The 19,924-nt window shown below is 68.5% G+C and carries 16 protein-coding genes; 6 read left to right on the top strand and 10 right to left on the bottom strand.

All coding sequences use genetic code 11. The annotated features are described in order from the left end of the window. Positions 1 to 13 precede the first annotated feature (13 nt). The 6 genes from QM624_RS12200 to QM624_RS12175 all read right to left on the bottom strand — a co-directional run bounded on the left by QM624_RS12200 (position 14) and on the right by QM624_RS12175 (position 7,030). Positions 14 to 460 carry an iron chaperone gene (locus QM624_RS12200; protein ID WP_415092149.1) on the bottom strand — a complete coding sequence of 149 codons (447 nt, stop codon included), beginning with the start codon at positions 458 to 460 and terminating at the stop codon, positions 14 to 16. Positions 461 to 633: 173 nt separating this feature from the next. After that, positions 634 to 1,068, bottom strand: a complete 435-nt coding sequence (locus QM624_RS12195) for a VOC family protein (protein ID WP_415092147.1) — start codon at positions 1,066 to 1,068, stop codon at positions 634 to 636. Positions 1,069 to 1,116: 48 nt separating this feature from the next. Next, the gene (locus tag QM624_RS12190; RefSeq protein WP_415092145.1) at positions 1,117 to 1,509 is read right to left on the bottom strand and encodes a helix-turn-helix transcriptional regulator; all 393 of its coding nucleotides are present in this window, start codon (positions 1,507 to 1,509) and stop codon (positions 1,117 to 1,119) included. 63 nt (positions 1,510 to 1,572) lie between these two features. Next, positions 1,573 to 4,626 carry a fused isobutyryl-CoA mutase/GTPase IcmF gene (gene icmF, locus QM624_RS12185; protein WP_415092143.1) on the bottom strand — a complete coding sequence of 1,018 codons (3,054 nt, stop codon included), beginning with the start codon at positions 4,624 to 4,626 and terminating at the stop codon, positions 1,573 to 1,575. A gap of 69 nt (positions 4,627 to 4,695) precedes the next feature. Continuing rightward, positions 4,696 to 5,604: a hypothetical protein gene (locus QM624_RS12180; protein WP_415092141.1), complete on the bottom strand. Its 909-nt coding sequence runs from the start codon at positions 5,602 to 5,604 to the stop codon at positions 4,696 to 4,698. A 13-nt stretch (positions 5,605 to 5,617) separates the two neighbouring features. Then, positions 5,618 to 7,030 (bottom strand): FAD-binding oxidoreductase, encoded by a 1,413-nt coding sequence (locus QM624_RS12175; protein WP_415092139.1) that lies wholly within the window; start codon positions 7,028 to 7,030, stop codon positions 5,618 to 5,620. 249 nt (positions 7,031 to 7,279) lie between these two features. Between QM624_RS12175 and QM624_RS12170 the strand changes: the two genes are divergently transcribed. After that, positions 7,280 to 8,809: an FGGY family carbohydrate kinase gene (locus tag QM624_RS12170; protein ID WP_415092137.1), complete on the top strand. Its 1,530-nt coding sequence runs from the start codon at positions 7,280 to 7,282 to the stop codon at positions 8,807 to 8,809. A 5-nt stretch (positions 8,810 to 8,814) separates the two neighbouring features. Continuing rightward, positions 8,815 to 10,284: an iron-containing alcohol dehydrogenase gene (locus QM624_RS12165; protein WP_415092135.1), complete on the top strand. Its 1,470-nt coding sequence runs from the start codon at positions 8,815 to 8,817 to the stop codon at positions 10,282 to 10,284. Here the strand turns inward: QM624_RS12165 and QM624_RS12160 are convergent. Further along, the gene (locus QM624_RS12160) at positions 10,253 to 11,032 is read right to left on the bottom strand and encodes an IclR family transcriptional regulator (protein WP_415092133.1); all 780 of its coding nucleotides are present in this window, start codon (positions 11,030 to 11,032) and stop codon (positions 10,253 to 10,255) included. The two genes, QM624_RS12165 and QM624_RS12160, sit on opposite strands and share 32 nt — an antisense overlap. A gap of 145 nt (positions 11,033 to 11,177) precedes the next feature. On the opposite strand from QM624_RS12160, the gene QM624_RS12155 reads away from it, so the two are divergent. Then, entirely contained in the window at positions 11,178 to 12,866 is a 1,689-nt protein-coding gene (locus QM624_RS12155) for an FAD-dependent oxidoreductase (protein ID WP_415092131.1), read from the top strand. On the opposite strand, the gene QM624_RS12150 is transcribed toward QM624_RS12155, so the two are convergent. Together QM624_RS12150 and QM624_RS12145 are read right to left on the bottom strand one after the other, a co-directional pair. Beyond that, positions 12,844 to 14,175 (bottom strand): nitrate/sulfonate/bicarbonate ABC transporter ATP-binding protein, encoded by a 1,332-nt coding sequence (locus QM624_RS12150; RefSeq protein WP_415092129.1) that lies wholly within the window; start codon positions 14,173 to 14,175, stop codon positions 12,844 to 12,846. The two genes, QM624_RS12155 and QM624_RS12150, sit on opposite strands and share 23 nt — an antisense overlap. A gap of 40 nt (positions 14,176 to 14,215) precedes the next feature. After that, entirely contained in the window at positions 14,216 to 15,964 is a 1,749-nt protein-coding gene (locus QM624_RS12145) for an ABC transporter permease (RefSeq protein ID WP_415092127.1), read from the bottom strand. Positions 15,965 to 16,204: 240 nt separating this feature from the next. Here QM624_RS12145 and QM624_RS12140 point away from each other — a divergent pair, with 240 nt between their 5' ends. Together QM624_RS12140 and QM624_RS12135 are read left to right on the top strand one after the other, a co-directional pair. Further along, positions 16,205 to 16,489 carry a glycerol-3-phosphate dehydrogenase C-terminal domain-containing protein gene (locus QM624_RS12140; protein ID WP_341727848.1) on the top strand — a complete coding sequence of 95 codons (285 nt, stop codon included), beginning with the start codon at positions 16,205 to 16,207 and terminating at the stop codon, positions 16,487 to 16,489. Between the two features lie 187 nt (positions 16,490 to 16,676). Then, positions 16,677 to 17,456: a FadR/GntR family transcriptional regulator gene (locus QM624_RS12135; protein ID WP_415092125.1), complete on the top strand. Its 780-nt coding sequence runs from the start codon at positions 16,677 to 16,679 to the stop codon at positions 17,454 to 17,456. 50 nt (positions 17,457 to 17,506) lie between these two features. Here QM624_RS12135 and QM624_RS12130 read toward each other — a convergent pair whose 3' ends face one another. Beyond that, positions 17,507 to 18,883 (bottom strand): gluconate:H+ symporter, encoded by a 1,377-nt coding sequence (locus QM624_RS12130; RefSeq protein ID WP_415092123.1) that lies wholly within the window; start codon positions 18,881 to 18,883, stop codon positions 17,507 to 17,509. 211 nt (positions 18,884 to 19,094) lie between these two features. Between QM624_RS12130 and QM624_RS12125 the strand changes: the two genes are divergently transcribed. Further along, on the top strand, positions 19,095 to 19,895 hold the full coding sequence (locus QM624_RS12125) for an alpha/beta fold hydrolase (RefSeq protein ID WP_415092121.1): 801 nt from the start codon (positions 19,095 to 19,097) through the stop codon (positions 19,893 to 19,895). The last annotated feature ends 29 nt before the right edge of the window (positions 19,896 to 19,924 follow it).

The following is a 19,924-nucleotide window of genomic DNA, read 5'->3' as shown; positions in this document are numbered from 1 at the left end:
CCCCGTCCATGCGTCAGGCTTCCGACACCGCCCTACGGATCAGCTCACCGAGAAACGCCTCGTCGGCCTCGGTGAGTCCGGCCACGGCGAAGCTGGTCGCCCACACACTGCCGTCGTCGAGCAGCGCGCCGTCGTTGAACCCGAAGGTGCCGTAGCGGGCCTTGAACTTGCTGGCCGGCTGGAAGAAGCAGATCACCTGCCCATCGCGGGCGTAGGCGGGCATGCCGTACCAGGTCTTGGCGTCCAGTTCGGGAGCGTTGGCGCTGACCAACGCATGGATCCGCTCGGCGATGACACGGTCGGCGTCCGGCATCTCGGCGATCTTGTCCAGGCAGGCTTGCGCCTCAAGTTCCTTCTTCCCCGAGCGACGCTTGGCGGCACGCAGTTCGGCGGCGTGCTCCTTCATCGCGGCCCGTTCCTCGGCGGTGAAGCCGTCGTTGCTGTCGGTGTTGCGAGTCATCGGTGGATCGTCTCCTTGATTCGGATCGGTGTGGAAAGGGTGAGCGTTCCGGCCAGCGGCTGGTCAACGCAGGGACGCGGGGATGGTTCCCTCGGTCCAAGATCGGACGGCTCGCGACGTGAGCGGGCCTGTTCGGCGAATGCCCTGGCCACCCAGGGCGGCAGGCACATGGATCACTCCTTCGCCAGGTCGGTCTTGAACCGGACCATGTTGCCGTCGGGGTCGCGGAACGCGCAGTCCCGGACGCCGTAGAACTGGTCGGCAGGCTCCTGCAACACGTCGGCACCGGAGGCACGAACCGCCTCGTACACGGCGTCCACGTCGTCGCAGTCGAAGATCAGCGCGGTCAGCAGGCCCTTGGCGAGCAGTTCGGTCAGCGCCTGCCGGTCACCGTCGGTCATCGGCATCGCGCCCGGCCCGATCTGGTCGAGGGTGATCTCCAACTCGGGCTGCGTGGGCGTCGTCAGGGTGACCCAGCGGAAATCGCCGTTGGTCACGTCCGTGGAAACCGTGAAGCCGAGCACGTCGCGGTAGAAGGTGAGCGAGCGGTCGGGATCGATGGTGTGGACGAAGGTATTCGCGAGCGTCAAACTCTGCAGTGCTGTCATGTCCTCGACGCTAGGCGGAGGCCTCAGCCGCTGCTTCTCGAAAACTGATCAGTTCCGGGTCGGCCGGGTGACTTGCTTCACGATGCAGCTCGGGATGCCGCGCAGGTCGTCGTGGGAACGGCTGCGGTAGGCGCTGGGGGTCTCCCCCACCAGTTCGGTGAACCGGCTGCTGAACGAGCCGAGCGAGGTACAGCCGACCTCCATGCACACGTCGGTGACCGACTTGTCGGTGTTGCGAAACAGCGCCATGGCGCGCTCGATCCGGCGGGTCATCAGCCATGCGTACGGGGTTTCGCCGAAGGCCTCCTTGAACGACCGCTGGAAGTGCCCGACCGACATCAGCGACTCTCGGGCCAACTGCGGGACGTCCAACGGCTCGGCGAAGTCGCGGTCCATCCGGTCGCGGGCCCGGCGCAAGCGCACCAGGTCGTCGGGATTCATGCTCCCAGGGTGACACACGCACCCGGATCCGAACCGTCGGGCCGCCGGGGACGGTTCTCCCGGTCACATGGTGCGGCGGTAGCGTCCGCCGACCTCGAAGAAGGCGTCGGTGATCTGGCCGAGGGAGGCGACGCGGACGGTGCGCATCAGTTCGTCGAAGACGTTGCCGCCGGTCAGGGCCACCTCTTTCAACCGGGCGAGTGCGGCGGGGGCCTCGTCGGCGTGCCGGGCGTGGAAGGCCGCCAGCCGGGCCAGCTGGGATTCCTTCTCCTCGGTGGTGCCGCGGGCCAGCACGGTCGGAACAGATGCCTCGGCGTCGGCGTCAATGAAGGTGTTGACGCCGATGATCGGCAGCGTGCCATCGTGCTTGCGCGCTTCGTAGAGCATCGATTCGTCCTGGATCAGTCCGCGCTGGTAGCCGGTCTCCATCGCACCCAAGACGCCGCCGCGGTCGGCGATCCGGTCGAACTCGGCCAGCACCGCCTCTTCGACCAGGTCGGTGAGCTGCTCGATCAGATACGACCCCTGCAACGGGTTGTCCACCGAAGCCAGACCCCATTCGCTGTCGATGATCAGCTGGATCGCCAGCGCCCGCCGCACCGACGCCGGGGACGGGGTGGTGACCGCCTCGTCGTAGGCGTTGGTGTGCAAGCTGTTGGCGCTGTCGTAGAACGCGCACAGCGCCTGCAGCGTCGTCCGGATGTCGTTGAACTCCATCTCGGCGGCATGCAGCGACCGGCCCGAGGTCTGGATGTGGTACTTCAGCTTCTGCGCCCGCTCCCCGGCGCCGTACCGGTCGCGCAGCGCGACCGCCCAGATCCGGCGGGCGACCCGTCCGATCACCGAGTACTCGGCGTCCATGCCGTTGGAGAAGAAGAACGACAGGTTGGGCGCGAAATCATCGATCGCCATGCCGCGGGCCAGGTAGGCCTCGACGTAGGTGAACCCGTTGGCCAGGGTCAGCGCCAGCTGGGTGATCGGGTTCGCCCCGGCCTCGGCGATGTGGTAGCCGCTGATCGAGGCCGAGTAGAAGCGCTTCACCCCGTGCTCGATGAACCACTCCTGCACATCGGCCATCGCCCGTAGTGAGAAGTCGATCGAGAACAGGCAGGTGTTCTGGCCCTGGTCCTCCTTGAGAATGTCGGCCTGGACGGTGCCACGCACCTTGCGCACCACCTCAGGGTCGCCGGCCTGGTCGATCGCAGCGTTCAGAAACATCGCCAGAATGGTCGGCGCCGGACCGTTGATGGTCATCGACACCGAGGTCGAATCGTCGGCCAGGTCGAAGCCGGCGAACAGGTCGCGCATGTCGTCCAGGGTGGCGATGGACACCCCCGAGGTGCCGACCTTGCCGTAGATGTCGGGCTGCCGGGCAGGGTCGCGTCCGTACAGGGTGACCGAGTCGAAAGCGGTCGACAACCGGGTGGACGGCTGCCCCGCAGCCAGCAGATGGAAGCGCCGGTTGGTGCGCGCGGCGTCCCCCTCGCCGGCGAACATCCGGGTCGGACGCTCCCCCGACCGCTTCAGCGGGAAGACGCCGGCGGTGAACGGGAAGCTGCCCGGACGGTTCTCCTTGCGCAGGTAACGGACGAGCTCCCCGGCTTCTGTTTCGGACGGCGGCAGCGCCACCCGCGGCAGGGTCAAACCCGACAGCGTCTCGGCGGTCGGCTGCTCGGTCTCGGAGTGGGCGCGCCAGGCCTCCAACAGTCCGGACGCCTCGGTCGGCAACTCGGTGCGCAGAGCACTCAGCGGGGTGGGGTCGTCGAGCAGCGCGGCGACGGCCTCCACCTGCTCGTGGCGGCGCACGGCATCCACCAGGGTGGCGGTGGCGGCGTGGTAGTCGCGGATCGCCTCTGCCACATCGGCCAGGTATCGCTCCTTGCCACGCAGAATGATCGCGCCACTCCTGGTCGAGCTCGTCGAGACCTCTCCCTCGCCGGTCGAGCCTCCCTCGTTGGTCGAGCTTGTCGAGACCCCAGCCGAGGACAGCAGCACGCACAGCCGCTCGAACAACCGGTTCACCCCGTCGTCGTTGACCCGTGACGCGATGGTGCCGATCACCGGCTGGTCCCTCCAGGATTCCCCGAACGCACCCCGGTTGCGGATCAGCTGGCGTCCGACATCGCGGCGGGCATCCTCGGCGCCGCGCCGGTCGTACTTGTTGATCGCGACCAGGTCGGCCACCTCGAGTGCGGCGATCTTCTCGAGCTGGGTCGAGGCACCGTACTCGGGCGTCATCACATACAGCACGACGTCGGCATGGTCGGCGATCGAGGCGTCCCCCTGCCCCATGCCCGGTGTCTCCACGATCACCAGATCGTGATCGGCCCCGCAGGCCCGGATCATGTCGTCCAGGCCCTTGGGAATGCCGCCGGCCGCGCCCCGGGTAGCCAGCGAACGGAAGTACACGCCGTCCAGGGCGTTCATCCGGATCCGGTCGCCGAGCAGCGCACCGCCGCGCCGCGCGGTCGGATCGATCGCCAGCACCGCGATCCGCACCTCCGGCGCGTGCCGCCGGAACCGCAACAGCAACTCGTCGGTCAGTGACGACTTGCCCGAGCCGCCGGTGCCGGTGATACCCAGCACCGGTGGACGGCCGTCCGGCAGGTCGAGCTGTCCACCCTCAGCCAGAACGCTGATCGCCCGCGGCAGACCGGTACCGAGGGACTCCTCGCCCACCACCGGTCGAACGTGTCGAGATCTCTGCACCTCGCGACAGGCGGCGATCACCTCGTCCGCCATGCCCATCAAGCCGAGCCGCTGCCCGGCCCCCGGACTGTAGATGGTGACGCCCTTGGCGGCCAGTGCCTCGATCTCGTCGGCGACGATCACTCCCCCTCCGCCGCCGAACACCTTGGCGTCCGAGCCCAGCTCGGCGAGCCGGTCGACCAGATAGCCGAAGTACTCCAGGTGTCCGCCCTGATAGGACGACACCCCGACGCCGTGCGCGTCCTCGTCGACCACCGCCTTCACCACGTCCTCAACGGACCGGTCGTGGCCCAGATGGACGACCTCGGCGCCACGCGCCTGCAGCACCCGCCGGATCACGGTGATCGCGGCGTCGTGTCCATCGAAAAGGGCTGCTGCGGTGACGATCCGCACCGGCGGGGACTTCATGACTTCATTGACTCACCGTTGGTCGAGCTTGTCGAGACCGGGGCGGCCCACTCGCAACTCAGCCGCAAGCTAGGGCAGAACGGCGCACTGGCTGAGCACACGGAGCTCACCGATCGCATCGGTGAAGCCCACATGAGCCGTGTACAGCGGACTCCCCGCGGGCATGGTGAAATACCACTCGCCGTGCAGCGGTTCGATGCCGGCCAGCAGTTCACCCGCCAACCAGGCATCGACGATCCGCGCCGCGACCCGCTCGTTCGCCTGGGAGACCTGCAACACCTCGGACGGCCCGTGCACGTCGTCCATGTCGCGGGTAGTGAACCGGGCCCTCAGGAGGAACATCGTGCCGGGCTGAGTTCCGTCCTCACACTGTTCGCTGCTGATCACCGGCCGCTTCGGCCACAGCAGTCCTTCGCCGCCGGCACGCCTGGCACTGCGGCCAAGCTCAGTCAACGCCGCCCGGGCCTTTGCCGCGGAAACCGGCGCGGCCGGGGTGCTGGACGCCGTCGGCGCAGGCCCGGACAGCCAAGGCTTCTGCACAGGCGGCTGGATGTCCTGGCGAGCGCTCTCCACCCTCGGCCGAGGGTCCCCGGCCCCGATCACACCCGCAACACCCAGGGCAGCGACCACAGCACAAGTCACAATCACCGCGACCGGCCGCTTGGCCGCCCGCTCCTGGCGATACCAGCGCGACACCAGTGCGCAGATGATCACGACCGTCACGCCGACGACCAACAACTGGCCGGTCCACAACGGGTTGGCGAACGTGACCCGATGACCGCCCACACAGGTCAACTGCGGCGGAAATACGTCCGCGGCGACACCGATCTCTTCCCACGGCAGCGCCAGCTCGACCGCGCAATCCTCCCGCGGATCCCACCGCCAGGTCCGCCACATCAGCTGCGCGAACCAACCCAGCGTCACCGAACCGAGCACGGCCGCGGTCGAACCCCACCAGACCGCTTTGACTCGCCGCACTCAGCAAGGTTAGTTACAGCCCCAGCTTGCCTGGGTTCATGATCCCGGCCGGATCGACGGTCTTCTGCAGGTCGCGCAACAGGTCGAGACCGCTGCCGAGCTCTTCGGTCATCCAGCGGGCACGCTCCAGACCGATGCCGTGATGATGCGAGATCCGGGCGCCACAGGCCAGGGTTTCGGCCATCACCGCTTCCCAGGTCGCGTCATACGCCGCCAATGCGGCGGCGTCGTCGGCGTATTCGCCGCGGACGATCGTGTAAAGCGCCGCGCCCTGGTCGTAGACGTGCGACACGTGGGCCATGAACTCCTGCATGTGCGGCGAGACGGCCTTCTTCAGCCGCTCGTACAGGCCGGGCAGCTCCGACCAGGTCGCGGTCACCTCGATCGCTTCGGCGATGCCACCTTCGTGGTCGACGGCGTCGGTGAACCAGGACCAGTTGAACCGCCGCTGCTCCCAGTGCACCGCCGGCTCCGGGCCGAGCGATTCGCCACCGAGCGAAGTCGCCAGGTCGAGCATGATCTCCTCCTGGGTGGCGATCAGCCGTTCGTCACCGTCGAAGACCAGCACCAGCAGCCAGCCGGCGTCCTGGGCGAACCGGGCGTGCTTCGCGGATGCCTCGGTCGGGTCGTAGATCCGCACCACGGCGGGCCGGACGCCGGCGATCAGCGCGCGGCGCACCGTCTCCAGCGCCCCTTCGAAACCGGCGTATCGGACGGCGGCGAACCGTTGCGCGGCCGGCACCGGCACCAGCTTGAGGGTGACCTTGGTGATCACCCCGAACATGCCTTCGGAGCCGATGCCGAGCTGCCGCAGATCAGGCCCGGTGGACGCCCGGGGCAGCGAACGGGTCTGCACCACCACACCGGTCGGCAGCACGATCTCGAGCTCACCCACCCGGTCCTCGATGTTGCCGTAGAGGGACGAGAAGGTGCCCGAGCCGCGCATCGCCACACAACCGCCGACCGACGCCAGGTACAGCGACTGCGGGTAGTGACCGACCGACAGCCCCTGCTCGCGCAGTTGGGTGTCCAGGTCACCGAGGTTGATCCCGGCGCCGACGGTGACGGTGCGGTTCACCACGTCCACCTCGCCCACCTCGGTCAGCTCGGCCAGGTCGAGCAGCACCCCCCCGCGCACCGGTAGCCCGCTGCCCACCACACCGCTGCCCAGGCCGCGCGCCACCACCGGGACGCCATGGGTACTCGCCCAGGACAGCACCGCCGACACCTGCTCGGTGGAGCGCGGCGTGAACACGACCTGCGCCGCGGCGAGCGGCCGGTCCGCCGCTTCGGCCTTCTTGCTGCGCACCGAGCTGTCCTTGGAGAGTTCGCGGATCTGCCCGGCGTCGGTGCTGACCGCCTGCTCGCCGACCGCATCGCGCAGCTGTGCGAGCGCGTCCGAGGGGATCTGGGTGAGGTGTTCCATCGTTGCTCCTGGTTCCGGGTTGGGAAGGGTGCCGGTGAGGTTCCGGGATCGACCCTGCCGCCGCCCGGCGTCGGCGCTCAAGACCAGTGACGCCGGACGTCACACTCCTTGACCCTGGAATCGACCGCTGGCGAGCATGCAGGAACAAGCCGAGGGGTCGGCGTCCGTCGCGTCAGCGCAGGAACGGGCCGGCCCGATCACGCCGGCCACGGCGTCCGGCGACACGCAAAGGAGCGGGAGGAACTAATGGTGAGCGACAACGATCCGACGGTGCTGGTTCTCGACGAGGGCACCACGAGCACCCGTGCGGTGCTGTTCGATGCGGCGAGCAAGGTGCTGGCCAGCAAGGGCGAGCCGCTCGACATCCAGACCAAGCCGTCCGGTGCCGTCGAGCAGGACGCCAACGAGATCTGGCAGAAGTCGCAGGCGGCGCTGCGCGACGTGATCGCCGAGGCCCAGCGCGACGGACGCCGGATCGCCGCGCTCGGCATGGCCGCCCAGCGCACCACCACCGTGCTGTGGGACCGGACGACCGGCGAACCGGTGGCGCCGATCTTCAGCTGGCAGGACACCTGCTGCGCCGACATGGTGGACGAGCTGCGCCCGGCCTGGGGTGAGAGGTTCACCCAGACCACCGGTCTGTCCTTCGGCGCCGCCAACGTGCCACTGCATCTGAGCTGGATCCTGCGCAACGACCCGGAGCTGCGCCGCCGGGCCGAGGCGGGCGAGCTGTACGGCGGCACCCCCGACTCGTGGCTGATCTGGAAGCTCACCGGCGGTCCGGACGGCGGCCGTTTCGTCACCTCGGCGTCCTGTGCCGGCTCGTCGGGCGGCATGGAACTGACCGCACACGTGTGGTGGCAGGAGTTCCTGGACGAACTCGGCGTCCCGGTCGGGCTGCTGCCCGAAATCATCTCCGAGGACGGCGACTTCGGCGTCACCCGGGCCGACCTGATCGGTGCCGAACTGCCGATCACCGGCATCGTCGGCGACCAGCAGTCCGCGCTGTACGGGCAGGGCGGCTTCAGTGAGGGTGCGGTGAAGTGCACCCACGGCACCGGCAGCTTCCTCGACTTCAACATCGGCACCGAGGCCCGGGTGCCCGGCGGCGGCCTGGACTGCCGGGTGGCCTGGCGGATCGGTGACACCACCACCTACCTGTTCGAGGGCGGCTCGTTCGTCACCGGCAGCGGCGTGGACTGGCTGGTCGACGGCATCGGCGTGCTCGACAAGGCCAGCGTCATCGACGCCACCTACGCCGCCGCCGACCCGAACTCGGGTGTGGTCTGCGTGCCCGCCCTGGCCGGTTTCGCCGCGCCCTACTGGGACGGCAACGCCCGCGGCATGCTGGTCGGCCTGAACCGTGGCACCACCAAGGCCGACGTCGTGAGGGCCACCCTGGACGGCATCGCGCACACCATCGCAGACCTGCTCGGCGCGATGAGCGAGGCGTCCGGGGTGTCGCCGACGATCATCGCGGTGGACGGCGGTCTGGGCCGCTCGGACGCCCTGCTGCAGGCGCAGGCCGACCTGATGCAAGTGCCGGTGATGCGGGCCGCGCAGGCCGAGTTCATCACCGCCCGCGGCGCAGCCTGGCTGGCGGGCGTGGCGACCGGCGTCTGGGCCAGCCCGGAAGAGGCGGACGCCACCAAGGAACTGGGTCAGGTCTTCCATCCGCAGATGAGCGAGGCCGAGCAGAAGCTGCGCCGCACCGCCTGGGCGGACGCCGTCCAGCGGGCCCTGGGTTGGCGGCGGGCCGATCTGGCGGGGGTGCGGTGACGGCGATGCCCGAACCCCTCCGCGCACCCGAGCTGATCGATCTCGACCCGGACGACCTGGCTGGCTTCTATCTACAGGCCAGCCGGGTCTCCGGACGGGACCGCAACCTGTCCATGGAGGCTCTCCACCTCGGCCCGAACGTGCTGCTCGAGCTGCCGGCGATCGCGTCGTTGCGGGGTCGTCCCGTCTCGGTCGCCGTGGTGGTCGACGATCAGCCGATGCGGCGCGCCGGTGCCGATCTGAAGAGCCTGGTCGTCGACCTGCTGACCGAGGCCGGGTTGGAGGTGCGCACGATCGTGCTGTCCGATCCGCATGATCTGCACACCACTACCGAGCATGTCGAGGAGCTGCGCGCTCAGCTCAGGCCCGCCGACACCGTGGTGTCGGTCGGGTCGGGCACGATCACCGATCTGGCCAAGCATGCGGTGTTCGGCATCGAGCAGCAGCAGCCCGGATTGCAGATGTTCCATGTCGCGGTGGCGACCGCCAACTCGGTGGGTGCGTACACCTCGCAACTGGCCGTGGTGACCACCAACGGCGTGAAGCGCACGGTGCCGTCGCGGCTGCCCGATCGGCTGGTGCTGGACACCCGCACGCTGGCCGATACCCCGGCTGACTACGCGCTCGGCGGCATCGGTGACGCGGCGGTGGGCTGCTGCTCGCTGGCCGACTACCGGCTGGCGAACTGGTGCGGCATGGGCAACTGGGAGCCACTGTCCCGGGCGGTATTCCTGCCCGGCCTGACCGGCTTCCTGGACAGTGAGCCGTCGTTCACCGCGGGTGGGACTGCGACCGCCGGTGCGATGGCGACCAACCTGGCCGCCGCAGGCTTCGCGATGAGCTTCGCCGGGGAGTCTGCGCCGGCGTCCGGGCTGGAGCATGTCACCAGCCACATGCTCGACATGGCCGCCGACCACAACGGACGTCCGATCGGCAACCACGGCGAACAGTGCGGGCTGGCCACCGCGCTGGTACTGCTCGCCTACCGGTACCTGCTGACCGAGTTCGACCCGCGTCCGTTCGTCGACGGGCTGCCCGCGGTGGATCAGCAGCAGGCCCGCGAGCAGGTCGAGCGGGTCTTCAACGAGCTCGATCCGAGCGGCGCGATGGCCGCCGAATGCTGGGCCGACTACGCCGCGAAATGCCAGTCCTGGACCGAACACAGCACCGAGGTCTTGGCGCTGCTGCGCGACTGGGAGCGCCGCAAGCCCGAGCTGGCCGAGCTCGCCGCCGACCCGGAACGCTACCTGCGGGCGCTGGCCGCGACGGGGCATCCGCTCGACTTCGCCGACGTCCCGCCCGGGCTGACCCCGGACGAGGTCCGCTGGGCCTTCGCCCACGCTCGGCTGATGCGCCGCCGGTTGTCGGTCGCCGACTTCCTCGGCTTCCTCGGCCTGTGGACCGACGGCCTGGTGGACCGCCTGTTCGCCGAGTTCAACCAGCTCAGGGAGCCGAGCCACCGATCGCCGTGGTGAATTCCTGCGCGGCCGGCTGCAGCGCTTGCAGCAACCCGTTGCGCTGCGTGGTGGTCAGCCGGGGGTACTTGGTCGACACCACCAGGGCGCCGACCGCGCGTCCCTTCATGCCGTACACGGGCACGGCAATACAGGTGACGCCGAGCATGAACTCCTGCCGATCCTCCGACCAGCCCTGGGCGCGGACGGCCAGGCATTCGGCCTCCAGCGCGTGCAGGTCAGTGATCGTGTACTGGGTGAACCGCTCCAACGGACGCACCGCATAGGCCTGGAACGCCGACGGGTTCGCGGCCAGGAAGATCTTGCCGCTGGCACTGGCATGCGCCGGACGTCGCGAACCGACCACGATCGGCGGCGACTTCTGCCGGATGATCGCCTCCCGGGTGGCGGTGGCAACCGTGACGGCGGTGCCCTGGTCGTAGACGGTGACATGCACCGGCTCCTGGGTGCGCTCCCCCAGTTCTTCGGCGAACAATCGCGCCTTGCGCAGGAATTCACGCTGATCGGACGCGTTCTGCGCCAACCCGGCGATGGTCGGTCCGAGCCGGTAGCGGGTGCCGTCCCCGGCGCCGGCGATCATGCCGAGGGTGCGCAGCGAGGCGAGATGGCGATAGACGGTGCGAATGTTCAGCCCGGTCTGGATGTGCAACTCGGTGGCGTCCGCACCGGACGGCCCGGCCTCGCCCACCGCGGTCAGGATCGTGAAGGCATGCCGGAGCACGGTCGGTATGCGTTCCTCCGGCGCCATGAGGCCATTCTTTGCAGCCGTCCCGGGACGGACAACCCCCGATGACATGCCGTGTCACTCAGCTGCCCCCGTCACCGGCGGCGGCGCATCATGGTCCGGTCGGCGCGGACCCGCTGGTCCGTGCGCGGAGATGCAGGAGGAGCAGATGCGGGCACGTGACGTCGTCGCCAACCAGACCGCCCCGGTGGCGTTCGACCGAGACACCGCTTTGGAGGCGATGACCGCGGCACCGCTGGACGTGTTGGTCGTCGGTGGCGGCATCACCGGGGTCAGCGTCGCCCTGGACGCCGCGCTGCGTGGCCTGCGGGTGGGCCTGGTGGAGCGCGGCGATTTCGCCTGCGGCACCTCGTCCGCTTCGTCGAAGATGATCCACGGCGGCCTGCGTTACATCGAGCAGCGCGAGTTCCGGATCGTCTACCACTCCTTGCTGGAGCGGCAGCGGCTGTACGAGCGCGCACCGCATCTGGTCAGCCGGCTGCCGTTCCTGTTTCCCATCTATCGCGAATCGGCGGTGTTCGGGCCGCGGATGGCGCAGGCGTTCCGCGCACTGCTGGTCGCCTACGACGCGGTCGGCGGCTGGCGGATCGGCAAGCTGCACCGCCGGATGGGCGCCGCCGAGACCCTGACCCACTGCCCCACCCTGCGACCGGAGGGGTTGACCGGCGGGCTGCTCTACTTCGACACCCGCACCGACGACGCCCGGCTCACGGTTTCGGTGGCCCGCACCGCCGCCCTGCACGGCGCGATGCTGGCCAACTACTGCCGGCTGGCCGAGCTGGACCCGTTCCGGCCCGGACGACCGCGCACCGCCCACCTGATCGTCACCGATCCCGACGGCAGGACGGCCGAGCGAACCGTCCAGACCCGGGTCGTGGTCAACGCGGCCGGCGTCTGGAGCGACGGTGTCAGCACCCTGAGCGAACCCACTCATCACAGCCGGATCCGGCCGGCCAAGGGCGTCCATGTCGTGGTGCCGTGGGAGAAGGTGCGCAGCCAGTCCACCCTGGTCTTCCCGATGCTGGGCGGGCTGCGCGGCAAGGGCGGCCGGGCGTTCGTCGTCCGCTGGGGCGACTACTGCTACATCGGCACCACCGACACCCCCTACGACGGCGACCCGGACGACGTCCGCTGCAACCGGCAAGAGGCGGAACTGCTACTCGAATCGCTGAACGAGACCCTCACCACCAACCTCACCATGGACGACGTGACCGGCACCTGGGCCGGGCTGCGTCCGCTGATCGACACCGGCAAGGGCGACACCGCCGAACTCAGCCGCGAGCATGAGATCACCGTCGCCGACGGCATGGTCACCGTCGCCGGCGGCAAGCTGACGGTGTCCCGGTCGATGGCCGAACAGGCGGTTGACAAGGTCTGCGACCTGCTCGAGGTGAAGCAGCGCTGCCGGACGACGCACGCCCCGATCGTCGGCGGCGCCGGTTTCGACGCCGAGGCGGTGGAGGCCACCGGCGGGCGGTTCGCGCACCTCTCCGGCCGGTACGGCACCGAGGCTCGGTTCGTCGAGGACATCGCGCTGGCCGACCCGGCTCTGGCCGAACCGATCGCCCCCGAACTGCCCTACCTGTGGGCCGAGGTGGTGTTCGCGATCAGGCACGAGATGGCCCGCACCGTCTCCGACATCCTCACCCGGCGCATCCCCGCCCGCTTCCTGCACGCCGCCGCAGCCGCCCAAGCCGCCCCCCGGGTCGGTGAGCTACTGGTCGCCGAACTCGGCCTGTCCCCCGCCGAGATCGACCGCCAGGTCGCAGCCTTCCGTGCCGACGTCGCCCGCGAGACCGCCGAACTCGCAGCGGCTAGCCAGACTGTTCCTGACTGACCTCGGCGAGCATCAACTCGCCGCTGTCGGCGTCGTAGTCGAAAAGCTCGCCGTAACGACCCCAATCGATGGCGATGTCGAGTTGCTTCTCGATGTCGTCGGGTCCGTACCCGCGCCGCAGCAGATCGCGGAAGAAGTCGTCACGCAGCGTGCCGTCCTCACTGTTCTGCAGCGCCCGGACGATGGTCCGAACCAGCGGCGCGTGGGCGACCACCATTCCCGCGAACAACTCCTTGGAGCGCAGGATGTCGGCGGCGTGCCAGGCCCGGCCGGCCTCAGTCAGCAAGGCCCAAGCGCCGTCTACTTCAAGGAGTCCGAGCATCCGGGCGGCATCCACCAACGGGAGCAGATCGTCCACTTCGAACGACAGTTCATCGGCCAGGTCGGGCAGATCGGCGCGCCCACCGTGGGTGTGCACGATCTGCACCAAGCCGGCCAGTCCCCCGACGGTGGCTGCGGGCAGCGGATGGGTCAGCGGTCCGGGCACCGGAGCGCGCTCCGCCGCGGACTGCTCGTCGCGTCCGGTCAGAGCGGCGTAGAGCCGGTCGACGATCGCCTCGAAGGCGGGACTGCGACGATCGCGCGGCCGCGGCAGGTCGACGGGCACCTCGGCGCGGAGGTGACCGGGGTTGGCGCCGAGCAGCAACACCCGGTCTGCCAGCAGCACGGCCTCTTCGATGTTGTGGGTGACGATGCAGATGCACCGGGTGGGAAACGCCGGCTGCGCCCACAGGCCGATCAACTCGGCGCGCAGGTTCTCGCTGGTCAGCACATCGAGGGCCGAGAACGGCTCGTCCATCATCAGCACGTCCGGACGCAGCACCAGCGCCCGAGCGAACCCGACCCGCTGGCGCATGCCGCCGGAGAGTTCCCGCGGGTAGGCGGTTTCGAAGCCGTCCAGGCCGATGCCGTCGATGGCGGCCAGTGCCCGCTCGCGGCGCTCCTGCCGGGGGACGCCGGCCGCGCGCAGCCCGAGTTCGACGTTGTCCTGCACGGTCAGCCACGGCATCAGGGCGAACGACTGGAACACCATCGCCGCCCCCGGGTTGGCGCCGTTGAGCGGTCTTCCCCGGTACCGCACCTCACCGCTGGTCGGGGCGATCAACCCGGCGAGCGTGCGCAGCAGCGTCGATTTCCCCGATCCCGAGCGGCCGAGCAGCGCGACCACTTCACCGGCGTGCAGGTCGATCGACACGTCGTCCAGAACGTGCAGCGTGGAACCGTCCGCCGACGAGAAGGACTTCGAGATGTGCTCGGCCTCGATCAGGGCGGTGCGGGCTTGGGTGTCGTTGTGGCTGGTGAGGGTCATCGGAGTCACGTCCTCTCGGCGGTCAGGTGGGGAATATCGGTCAGGTGAGGGACAGCCGGCGTTCGGCGAAGTCGTACAGGCGTCGCCAGAACAGCCGGTTCAGCCCGACGACGAAGACACTCATCACGGTCACTCCGACCAGGGTGCGGGCGAAGTCGCCGTCGGCGGTCGCCTCGGCGATGTAGGAACCGAGCCCGTGCGCCACCAGCGTGGTGTTCCCGTAGGACACGATCTCGGCGACGATGGACGCGTTCCAGGCGCCGCCGGCCGCAGTGATGCCGCCGGTCACCCACGAGGCGAAAACGGCCGGGGCGTACAGCGTCCGCCAGGTCTGCAGCCGGCTCAGCCGCAGGATCGCGGCGGCCTCGCGCAGGTCGTTGGGAATCGCCGAGGCGCCCGCGATCACGTTGAACAGGATGTACCACTGGGCGCCCAGCGCCATCAGCAGCACCCCGCCGATGTCGAGACTGATCCCGGTCCGGATCAGGGCCAGCGTCATGAACGGGAACAGGAAGTTCGCCGGAAAGCTGGCCAGCACCTGGACGATGGGCTGCGCGAAGCGGGTCACCCGCGGGTTGAGGCCGATCCAGACCCCGATCGGTACCCACACCAGGGTGCCGACGATCAGCAGCACCACGACCCGGGCGAAGGTGATCAGCCCGAGACCCGCCGCGACCCCGAACTGTCCCAGCCCGGTCTGCTCGTTGACGTAGCCGAGCATCTGCAGCAGCCCCCACCCGATCAGCAGGGTCACCACCACGACGAAGACGATGTCACCGAGGCGCCGGCGACCCTGGTTCCAGCGCAGCGGGCGGTCGGCCAGACCGAAGACCCGCATCGTGCGATCGAGGCCGGCACCGACCGGACGCAGCAGCCGTCCGGCCATCCGGGGCAGCGTCGAGCGACGGAGCAGATTCAGCACCAAGCTGCGCTGCTGCTCGGCGTTGGCGGTGTCACCGGTGCGGAACCGCTCCGCCCAAGCGGTGAGCGGCCGCCAGAACAGGAAGTTCACCCCGATGACCATCACGATCATCACCGCGATCGCCAGCAGCATGCGCCCGATCTGCTCCTGCTGGGAGGCGGCCGCCACATAGGACCCGATGCCCGGCAGCGCATACACCTGGTTGTTGACGCTGATCACCTCGGACGCGATCAGGAAGAACCAGCCGCCGCCGAAGCTCATCATTCCGTTCCAGACCAGCGGCAGCATTCCGTAAGGCACATCCACGCGCCAGAACCGCTGCCATTTCGTCAGCCGCAATAGCCGCGCCGCCTCGTCCAGATCACGCGGCTGGGTGACCAGCGATTGATAGAACGCGAACGTCATATTCCACACCTGGCTGGTGAAGATCGCGAACACCGAGGCGCATTCCACGCCGAGTTCGGAGTGCGGGAACAGCATCAGCCACACCGACAACGTGACCGAAAGGAAACCGAGCACCGGAACCGACTGCAAGATGTCGAGGAGCGGCACCAGGATCTTCTCGGTGCGACGCAGCCGGGCCGCGGCGGTGGCGTAGATGAAGGTGAAAATGGTTGAGACGATCAGCGCGACGAACATCCGCAGCAGCGAGCGGGCCGCATAGTAGGGCAGGTTCGCCGGATCCGTCGAGACACTGGACGGCGCTGACGCCGGGTTGAACGGGGCCGTGAACCCGTGGGACAGCCGGATCAGCAGCCAGAACAGGACGGCCACCGCGGCCAGCACCAGGGCATCCGCAGCGAACTGGCTGCGGGTGCGCAGCGCAGCCTCTTGGCCGGTGAAGGTGGAGGAGCGCAGCATCGCCATCGCGGTCTCCTTCAGGTCGCGAAAGGAGGCCGCGCAGAGCGAGAATCAGCCAGCGGCGCGGCCAGGGATCAGATGGTTCGATAAGTGGGTACTGGCGGAATCGCAACTCACGACCATCACCTCCCTCGCGCGGAATACACACCTGTCCGGTGCCGGCGGGCACCTCTCGGCGCCGTGGCGAGCATACTCGCCGGAATCTGCCTGTTCCAGTGATTCCGCGACCGATATTTATTGGCTTCGGTGTGGCTCAGCCAACGCTCAGGAGCCGAACCGATCGCCCCCGAACTGCCCTACCTTTGGGCCGAAGTGGTGTTCGCGATCAGGCACGAGATGGCCCGCACCGTCTCCGACATCCTCACCCGGCGCATCCCCGTCCGCTTCCTGCACGCCGCGGCAGCCGCCCCCCAGGCCGGCGAGCTACTGGTCGCCGAGCTGGGGCTGAGCACCGCCGAGACGGACCGTCAACTGGCCGACTTCCGCGCCGACGTAGCCCGCGAAGCGCGGGATCTCGGCATCGACCGTTGAGGAAAACGCTGATCAATGCGGCGGTTCGCCGGTTGAGCTAGCCGAAACCCGTTGCACACAAGGTCTCGACAAGCTCCACCAACAATGAGTCAGCGCATCCCTAAGCGTCAGCCGCCGTAGATCCGGGTTCCGAAGAGCCGGAATCGATCAACCTGCGTCGGCAACGGTCCGCCTCGGGCGACGTGGAATGATGGCCCTTGTCAGAGCCGGCCATGAGGAGGGACCAATGGGTGACGCCGATTCGGCGCCGAAGACGTCCCTCCACGCGTCCGTCGTGGACGATCTCGGCGCCCGTATCGCGCGCGGCGACTTGGCCACAGGTTCAACGATGACGCTTGATGAGTTGGCCACCCAGTACGGGGTGTCGCGAACGGTGATCCGCGAGGCTGTCCGCGAGTTGCAGTCACTCGGCATGGTCGACAGCCGGCGCCGGGTCGGCAGCGAGGTGTTGCCTTTGGCCCGCTGGTCGGTCTTCCATCCCAAGGTGATCGGCTGGCGCATCGACTCCGGCTCCATGCGCGGCCAGCTGACAGCGCTGACCGAGCTACGGCTCGCCCTGGAACCCGTTGCCGCGGCGCTGGCTGCGCAGCGACGAAGCGCCACCCAGGCGGAGAAACTCGTCGATCTGGCCAACGAGCTCTATGAGGCCGGCGTGCGCGACGACATGGACCGGTTCGTCTCGATCGACGTCGAGTTCCACACGTTGATCCTTCACGCCGCCGACAACGAACTCTTCTCCGCCCACGCCGACTCGGTGTCGGCCGCACTGCGCGGACGCGCCAAACACGGCGTGCTTCCCCACCCGGTCGTGCATTCCTTCGAGCTCCATCAAGCCGTTGCCGAGTCGATCATGCGTCGCGACCCGGTGTGCGCCCAGTCGGTGATGCGCGAGATTCTGACCGATGTGGTCGGCGAGATCGCCAGGCAGAATCCGCGCCGGTACGGCACCGGCCCGGTGAGCGGCTAGCCAGCCGTACGCGGGCTCGGCGGCCCATCCCAATCTTGGTCAGCGCCTCGTCAAGAGACGAACGACCACACGCCGAACAGCAGCACCATGCCCACCAGCGGCGCGATGATCGTCAACACGGTCCAGGTCTTGAACGTCTCGACGACGGTCAGACCGAAGAACTCCTTGATCAACCAGAAGCCCGCATCGTTGACATGCGACAGCACTCCGGATCCGAGACCGACGGCCAGGACGAGCATCGCCACCTGGACCGGCGACAATCCCTCGGCGAGTGGCAGTGCGAGCCCTGCGGCCGTGAGCGCGGCCACCGTCGCTGAGCCGGTGGCGATCCGCACCAGCGCCGCCAGAACGAAGGCCACCAGCAGCGGGCTGAGCGACAGTGCAGAGGTCGCTTCGGCGACGACCTTCCCCACGCCCAGATCGACCAGGGTCTGCTTGAAGCCGCCTCCGGCACCGACGATGAGCAGGATGCCGGCCACCGGACCGAACGACGCCGACACGCTCACGCCCACCTCGGACATGCTCCGCCCGGTCCGCACACCCAGGGTGATCAGCGACATCAGCGCGGTGATGAAGAGGGCGACGACCGGCGTGCCCACGAACTCCAACGCGGTCCGCACGGGAGACCCCGCGGGCAGCGTCAGTTCGCTAACCGTCCGGGCCAGCATCAGTACGACCGGCAGGAGGATGGTGGCCAGGGTCACGCCGAACGACGGACGCCGATAGGTAGTGTTCTGCGTCGTCGCCACCGCACCCTGCTCGGGCGCCATCGCCGGCACCCATCGGGCCGCGATCGGCGCGAAGAGCGGTCCGGCCACGATGATCACCGGAATCGCGAGGGCGAAGCCGATCAGCATGGTCAAACCCAGGTCGGCGTGCAGGGCGTCGATCACCGCCAGCGGTCCGGGGTGCGGCGGCATCAGGGCGTGCATCTGCCCGAGCGCGGCCAGGACCGGGATGCCGATCAGCATGATCGGAAGCTTTCCCCTTCGTGCCGTCAACACGATGATCGGCATCAGCAGCACCAGCCCGATCTCGAAGAACATCGGGATGCCGACGATGAAGGCGATCAGCGTGACGGCCCAGGGCACCAGCGCGAGCGGGGCGGAGCCGAGGATCTTGTCGACCACAGCGTTCGCACCCTCGCTGTCCACCAACAGCTTGCCGACCAGTGCGCCGAGACCGATCAGGATGCCCACCCCGCCCAGAGTCGAGCCGAAGCCCGTGACGAAGCTCTTGAAGAGCTCATTCACGCCCACGCCCGCGATCGCGGCCACGATGGCCGACCCCGCCATCAGCGACAGGAACGGGTTCAGCTTGGCCACGGTGATCAGCAGGATGATCGACGCGACGCCGACCAGCGCCGCGATGACCAGTTGGGTCGACCCGACCTCGCCAGCCAGGGGAAGGAGTTGCAGTGCGTGCATGCCGAGGGCTCCTTAGATGAACTCGCATTCGTAGGGTTTATGATGATTTTACATACGATGTTTGTCAACCACGGACGGCTTAAAAAGGCCCTCGGTGGGCGTGCGTGACCATGCACGCGCTGTCGCGTGCACTAGGAGCCGTCGATTCATATGATGTAAGTTCAGGATTCAGCTGCCGCAGGGCAGCGCTGACATCGCAAGGAGTCGCTCGATGATCGACATCACCCGCCTCCCGGCCGGCCCGCTGGCCGCACTCCGGGCCGGACGCAGCGAACGCCGTCCGGTGGTGCTCATCCACGGCATCTTCGACTCGGCGGCCTGCTGGATCCGGGTGATGGAAGAACTCACCGAGGACGACCGCCAGGTGATCGCCGTCGATCTTCCCGGGCACGGCACATCGCCGCTAATCGATAGGGACTTCGGTCTCACCAGACTCGCGAGCGCGGTCGTCGAGACCCTCGGCCGCCTCGGCGTGCGAACCTTCGACCTGATCGGGCATTCCCTGGGCGGGCTGGTCGCCCACCAGATCGCGCAATCCCGCCCCGAACTGGTGCACTCCCTCACTCTGGAGGATCCCGCCTGGGGGGTGAGCGACGATCAACCGGACGCGCCTCCCGGATTCCTGTGCGACCGTGCCGCCCAACTCGAAGCATGGCCGGCCCGGAAGATCCTCAGCGAGGGTCGGGCACAGCACCCGGCCTGGGATGAACGCGATCTGTGCGGCTGGCTCGAGGCCAAGATCGACGTCGACACCACGATCCTGCGCATGAACCAGGACTGGGTGGCGGACACCGGCCCGGCGGCCTGGGACAGGTACAGCGGCCCGGTGCTCCTACTCACCGGCAACCCGGACGCCGACGCGATCGTCACCATCGCGATGGTGCACCAGGCGCGGAGGGCACTAGCCGACCGCCTCACTCATAGCCACCACCCGTCCGCAGGACACAACATCCGTAAGGACACACCGGCCGCCTTCATGGCTGCGGTCCGCGCCTTCTTGGCACCCACCTGATCCGGAAGCGCCGGTGGCGGCGGAGGAGC

The sequence above is a fragment of the Micropruina sp. genome (genome assembly GCF_047606365.1).
Lineage (GTDB): Bacteria > Actinomycetota > Actinomycetes > Propionibacteriales > Propionibacteriaceae > Micropruina.
This window is presented reverse-complemented; position numbering and strand designations above follow the sequence as displayed.

Bases quoted from the DNA above. Each gene is read 5' to 3' on its own strand.
- QM624_RS12200 (WP_415092149.1), bottom strand. From the start codon at position 460: ATGACTCGCAACACCGACAGCAACGACGGCTTCACCGCCGAGGAACGG.
- QM624_RS12195 (WP_415092147.1), bottom strand. From the start codon at position 1,068: ATGACAGCACTGCAGAGTTTGACGCTCGCGAATACCTTCGTCCACACC.
- QM624_RS12190 (WP_415092145.1), bottom strand. From the start codon at position 1,509: ATGAATCCCGACGACCTGGTGCGCTTGCGCCGGGCCCGCGACCGGATG.
- icmF (WP_415092143.1), bottom strand. From the start codon at position 4,626: ATGAAGTCCCCGCCGGTGCGGATCGTCACCGCAGCAGCCCTTTTCGAT.
- QM624_RS12175 (WP_415092139.1), bottom strand. From the start codon at position 7,030: ATGGAACACCTCACCCAGATCCCCTCGGACGCGCTCGCACAGCTGCGC.
- QM624_RS12165 (WP_415092135.1), top strand. From the start codon at position 8,815: ATGCCCGAACCCCTCCGCGCACCCGAGCTGATCGATCTCGACCCGGAC.
- QM624_RS12160 (WP_415092133.1), bottom strand. From the start codon at position 11,032: ATGGCGCCGGAGGAACGCATACCGACCGTGCTCCGGCATGCCTTCACG.
- QM624_RS12155 (WP_415092131.1), top strand. From the start codon at position 11,178: ATGCGGGCACGTGACGTCGTCGCCAACCAGACCGCCCCGGTGGCGTTC.
- QM624_RS12150 (WP_415092129.1), bottom strand. From the start codon at position 14,175: ATGACCCTCACCAGCCACAACGACACCCAAGCCCGCACCGCCCTGATC.
- QM624_RS12145 (WP_415092127.1), bottom strand. From the start codon at position 15,964: ATGGCGATGCTGCGCTCCTCCACCTTCACCGGCCAAGAGGCTGCGCTG.
- QM624_RS12135 (WP_415092125.1), top strand. From the start codon at position 16,677: ATGATGGCCCTTGTCAGAGCCGGCCATGAGGAGGGACCAATGGGTGAC.
- QM624_RS12130 (WP_415092123.1), bottom strand. From the start codon at position 18,883: ATGCACGCACTGCAACTCCTTCCCCTGGCTGGCGAGGTCGGGTCGACC.
- QM624_RS12125 (WP_415092121.1), top strand. From the start codon at position 19,095: ATGATCGACATCACCCGCCTCCCGGCCGGCCCGCTGGCCGCACTCCGG.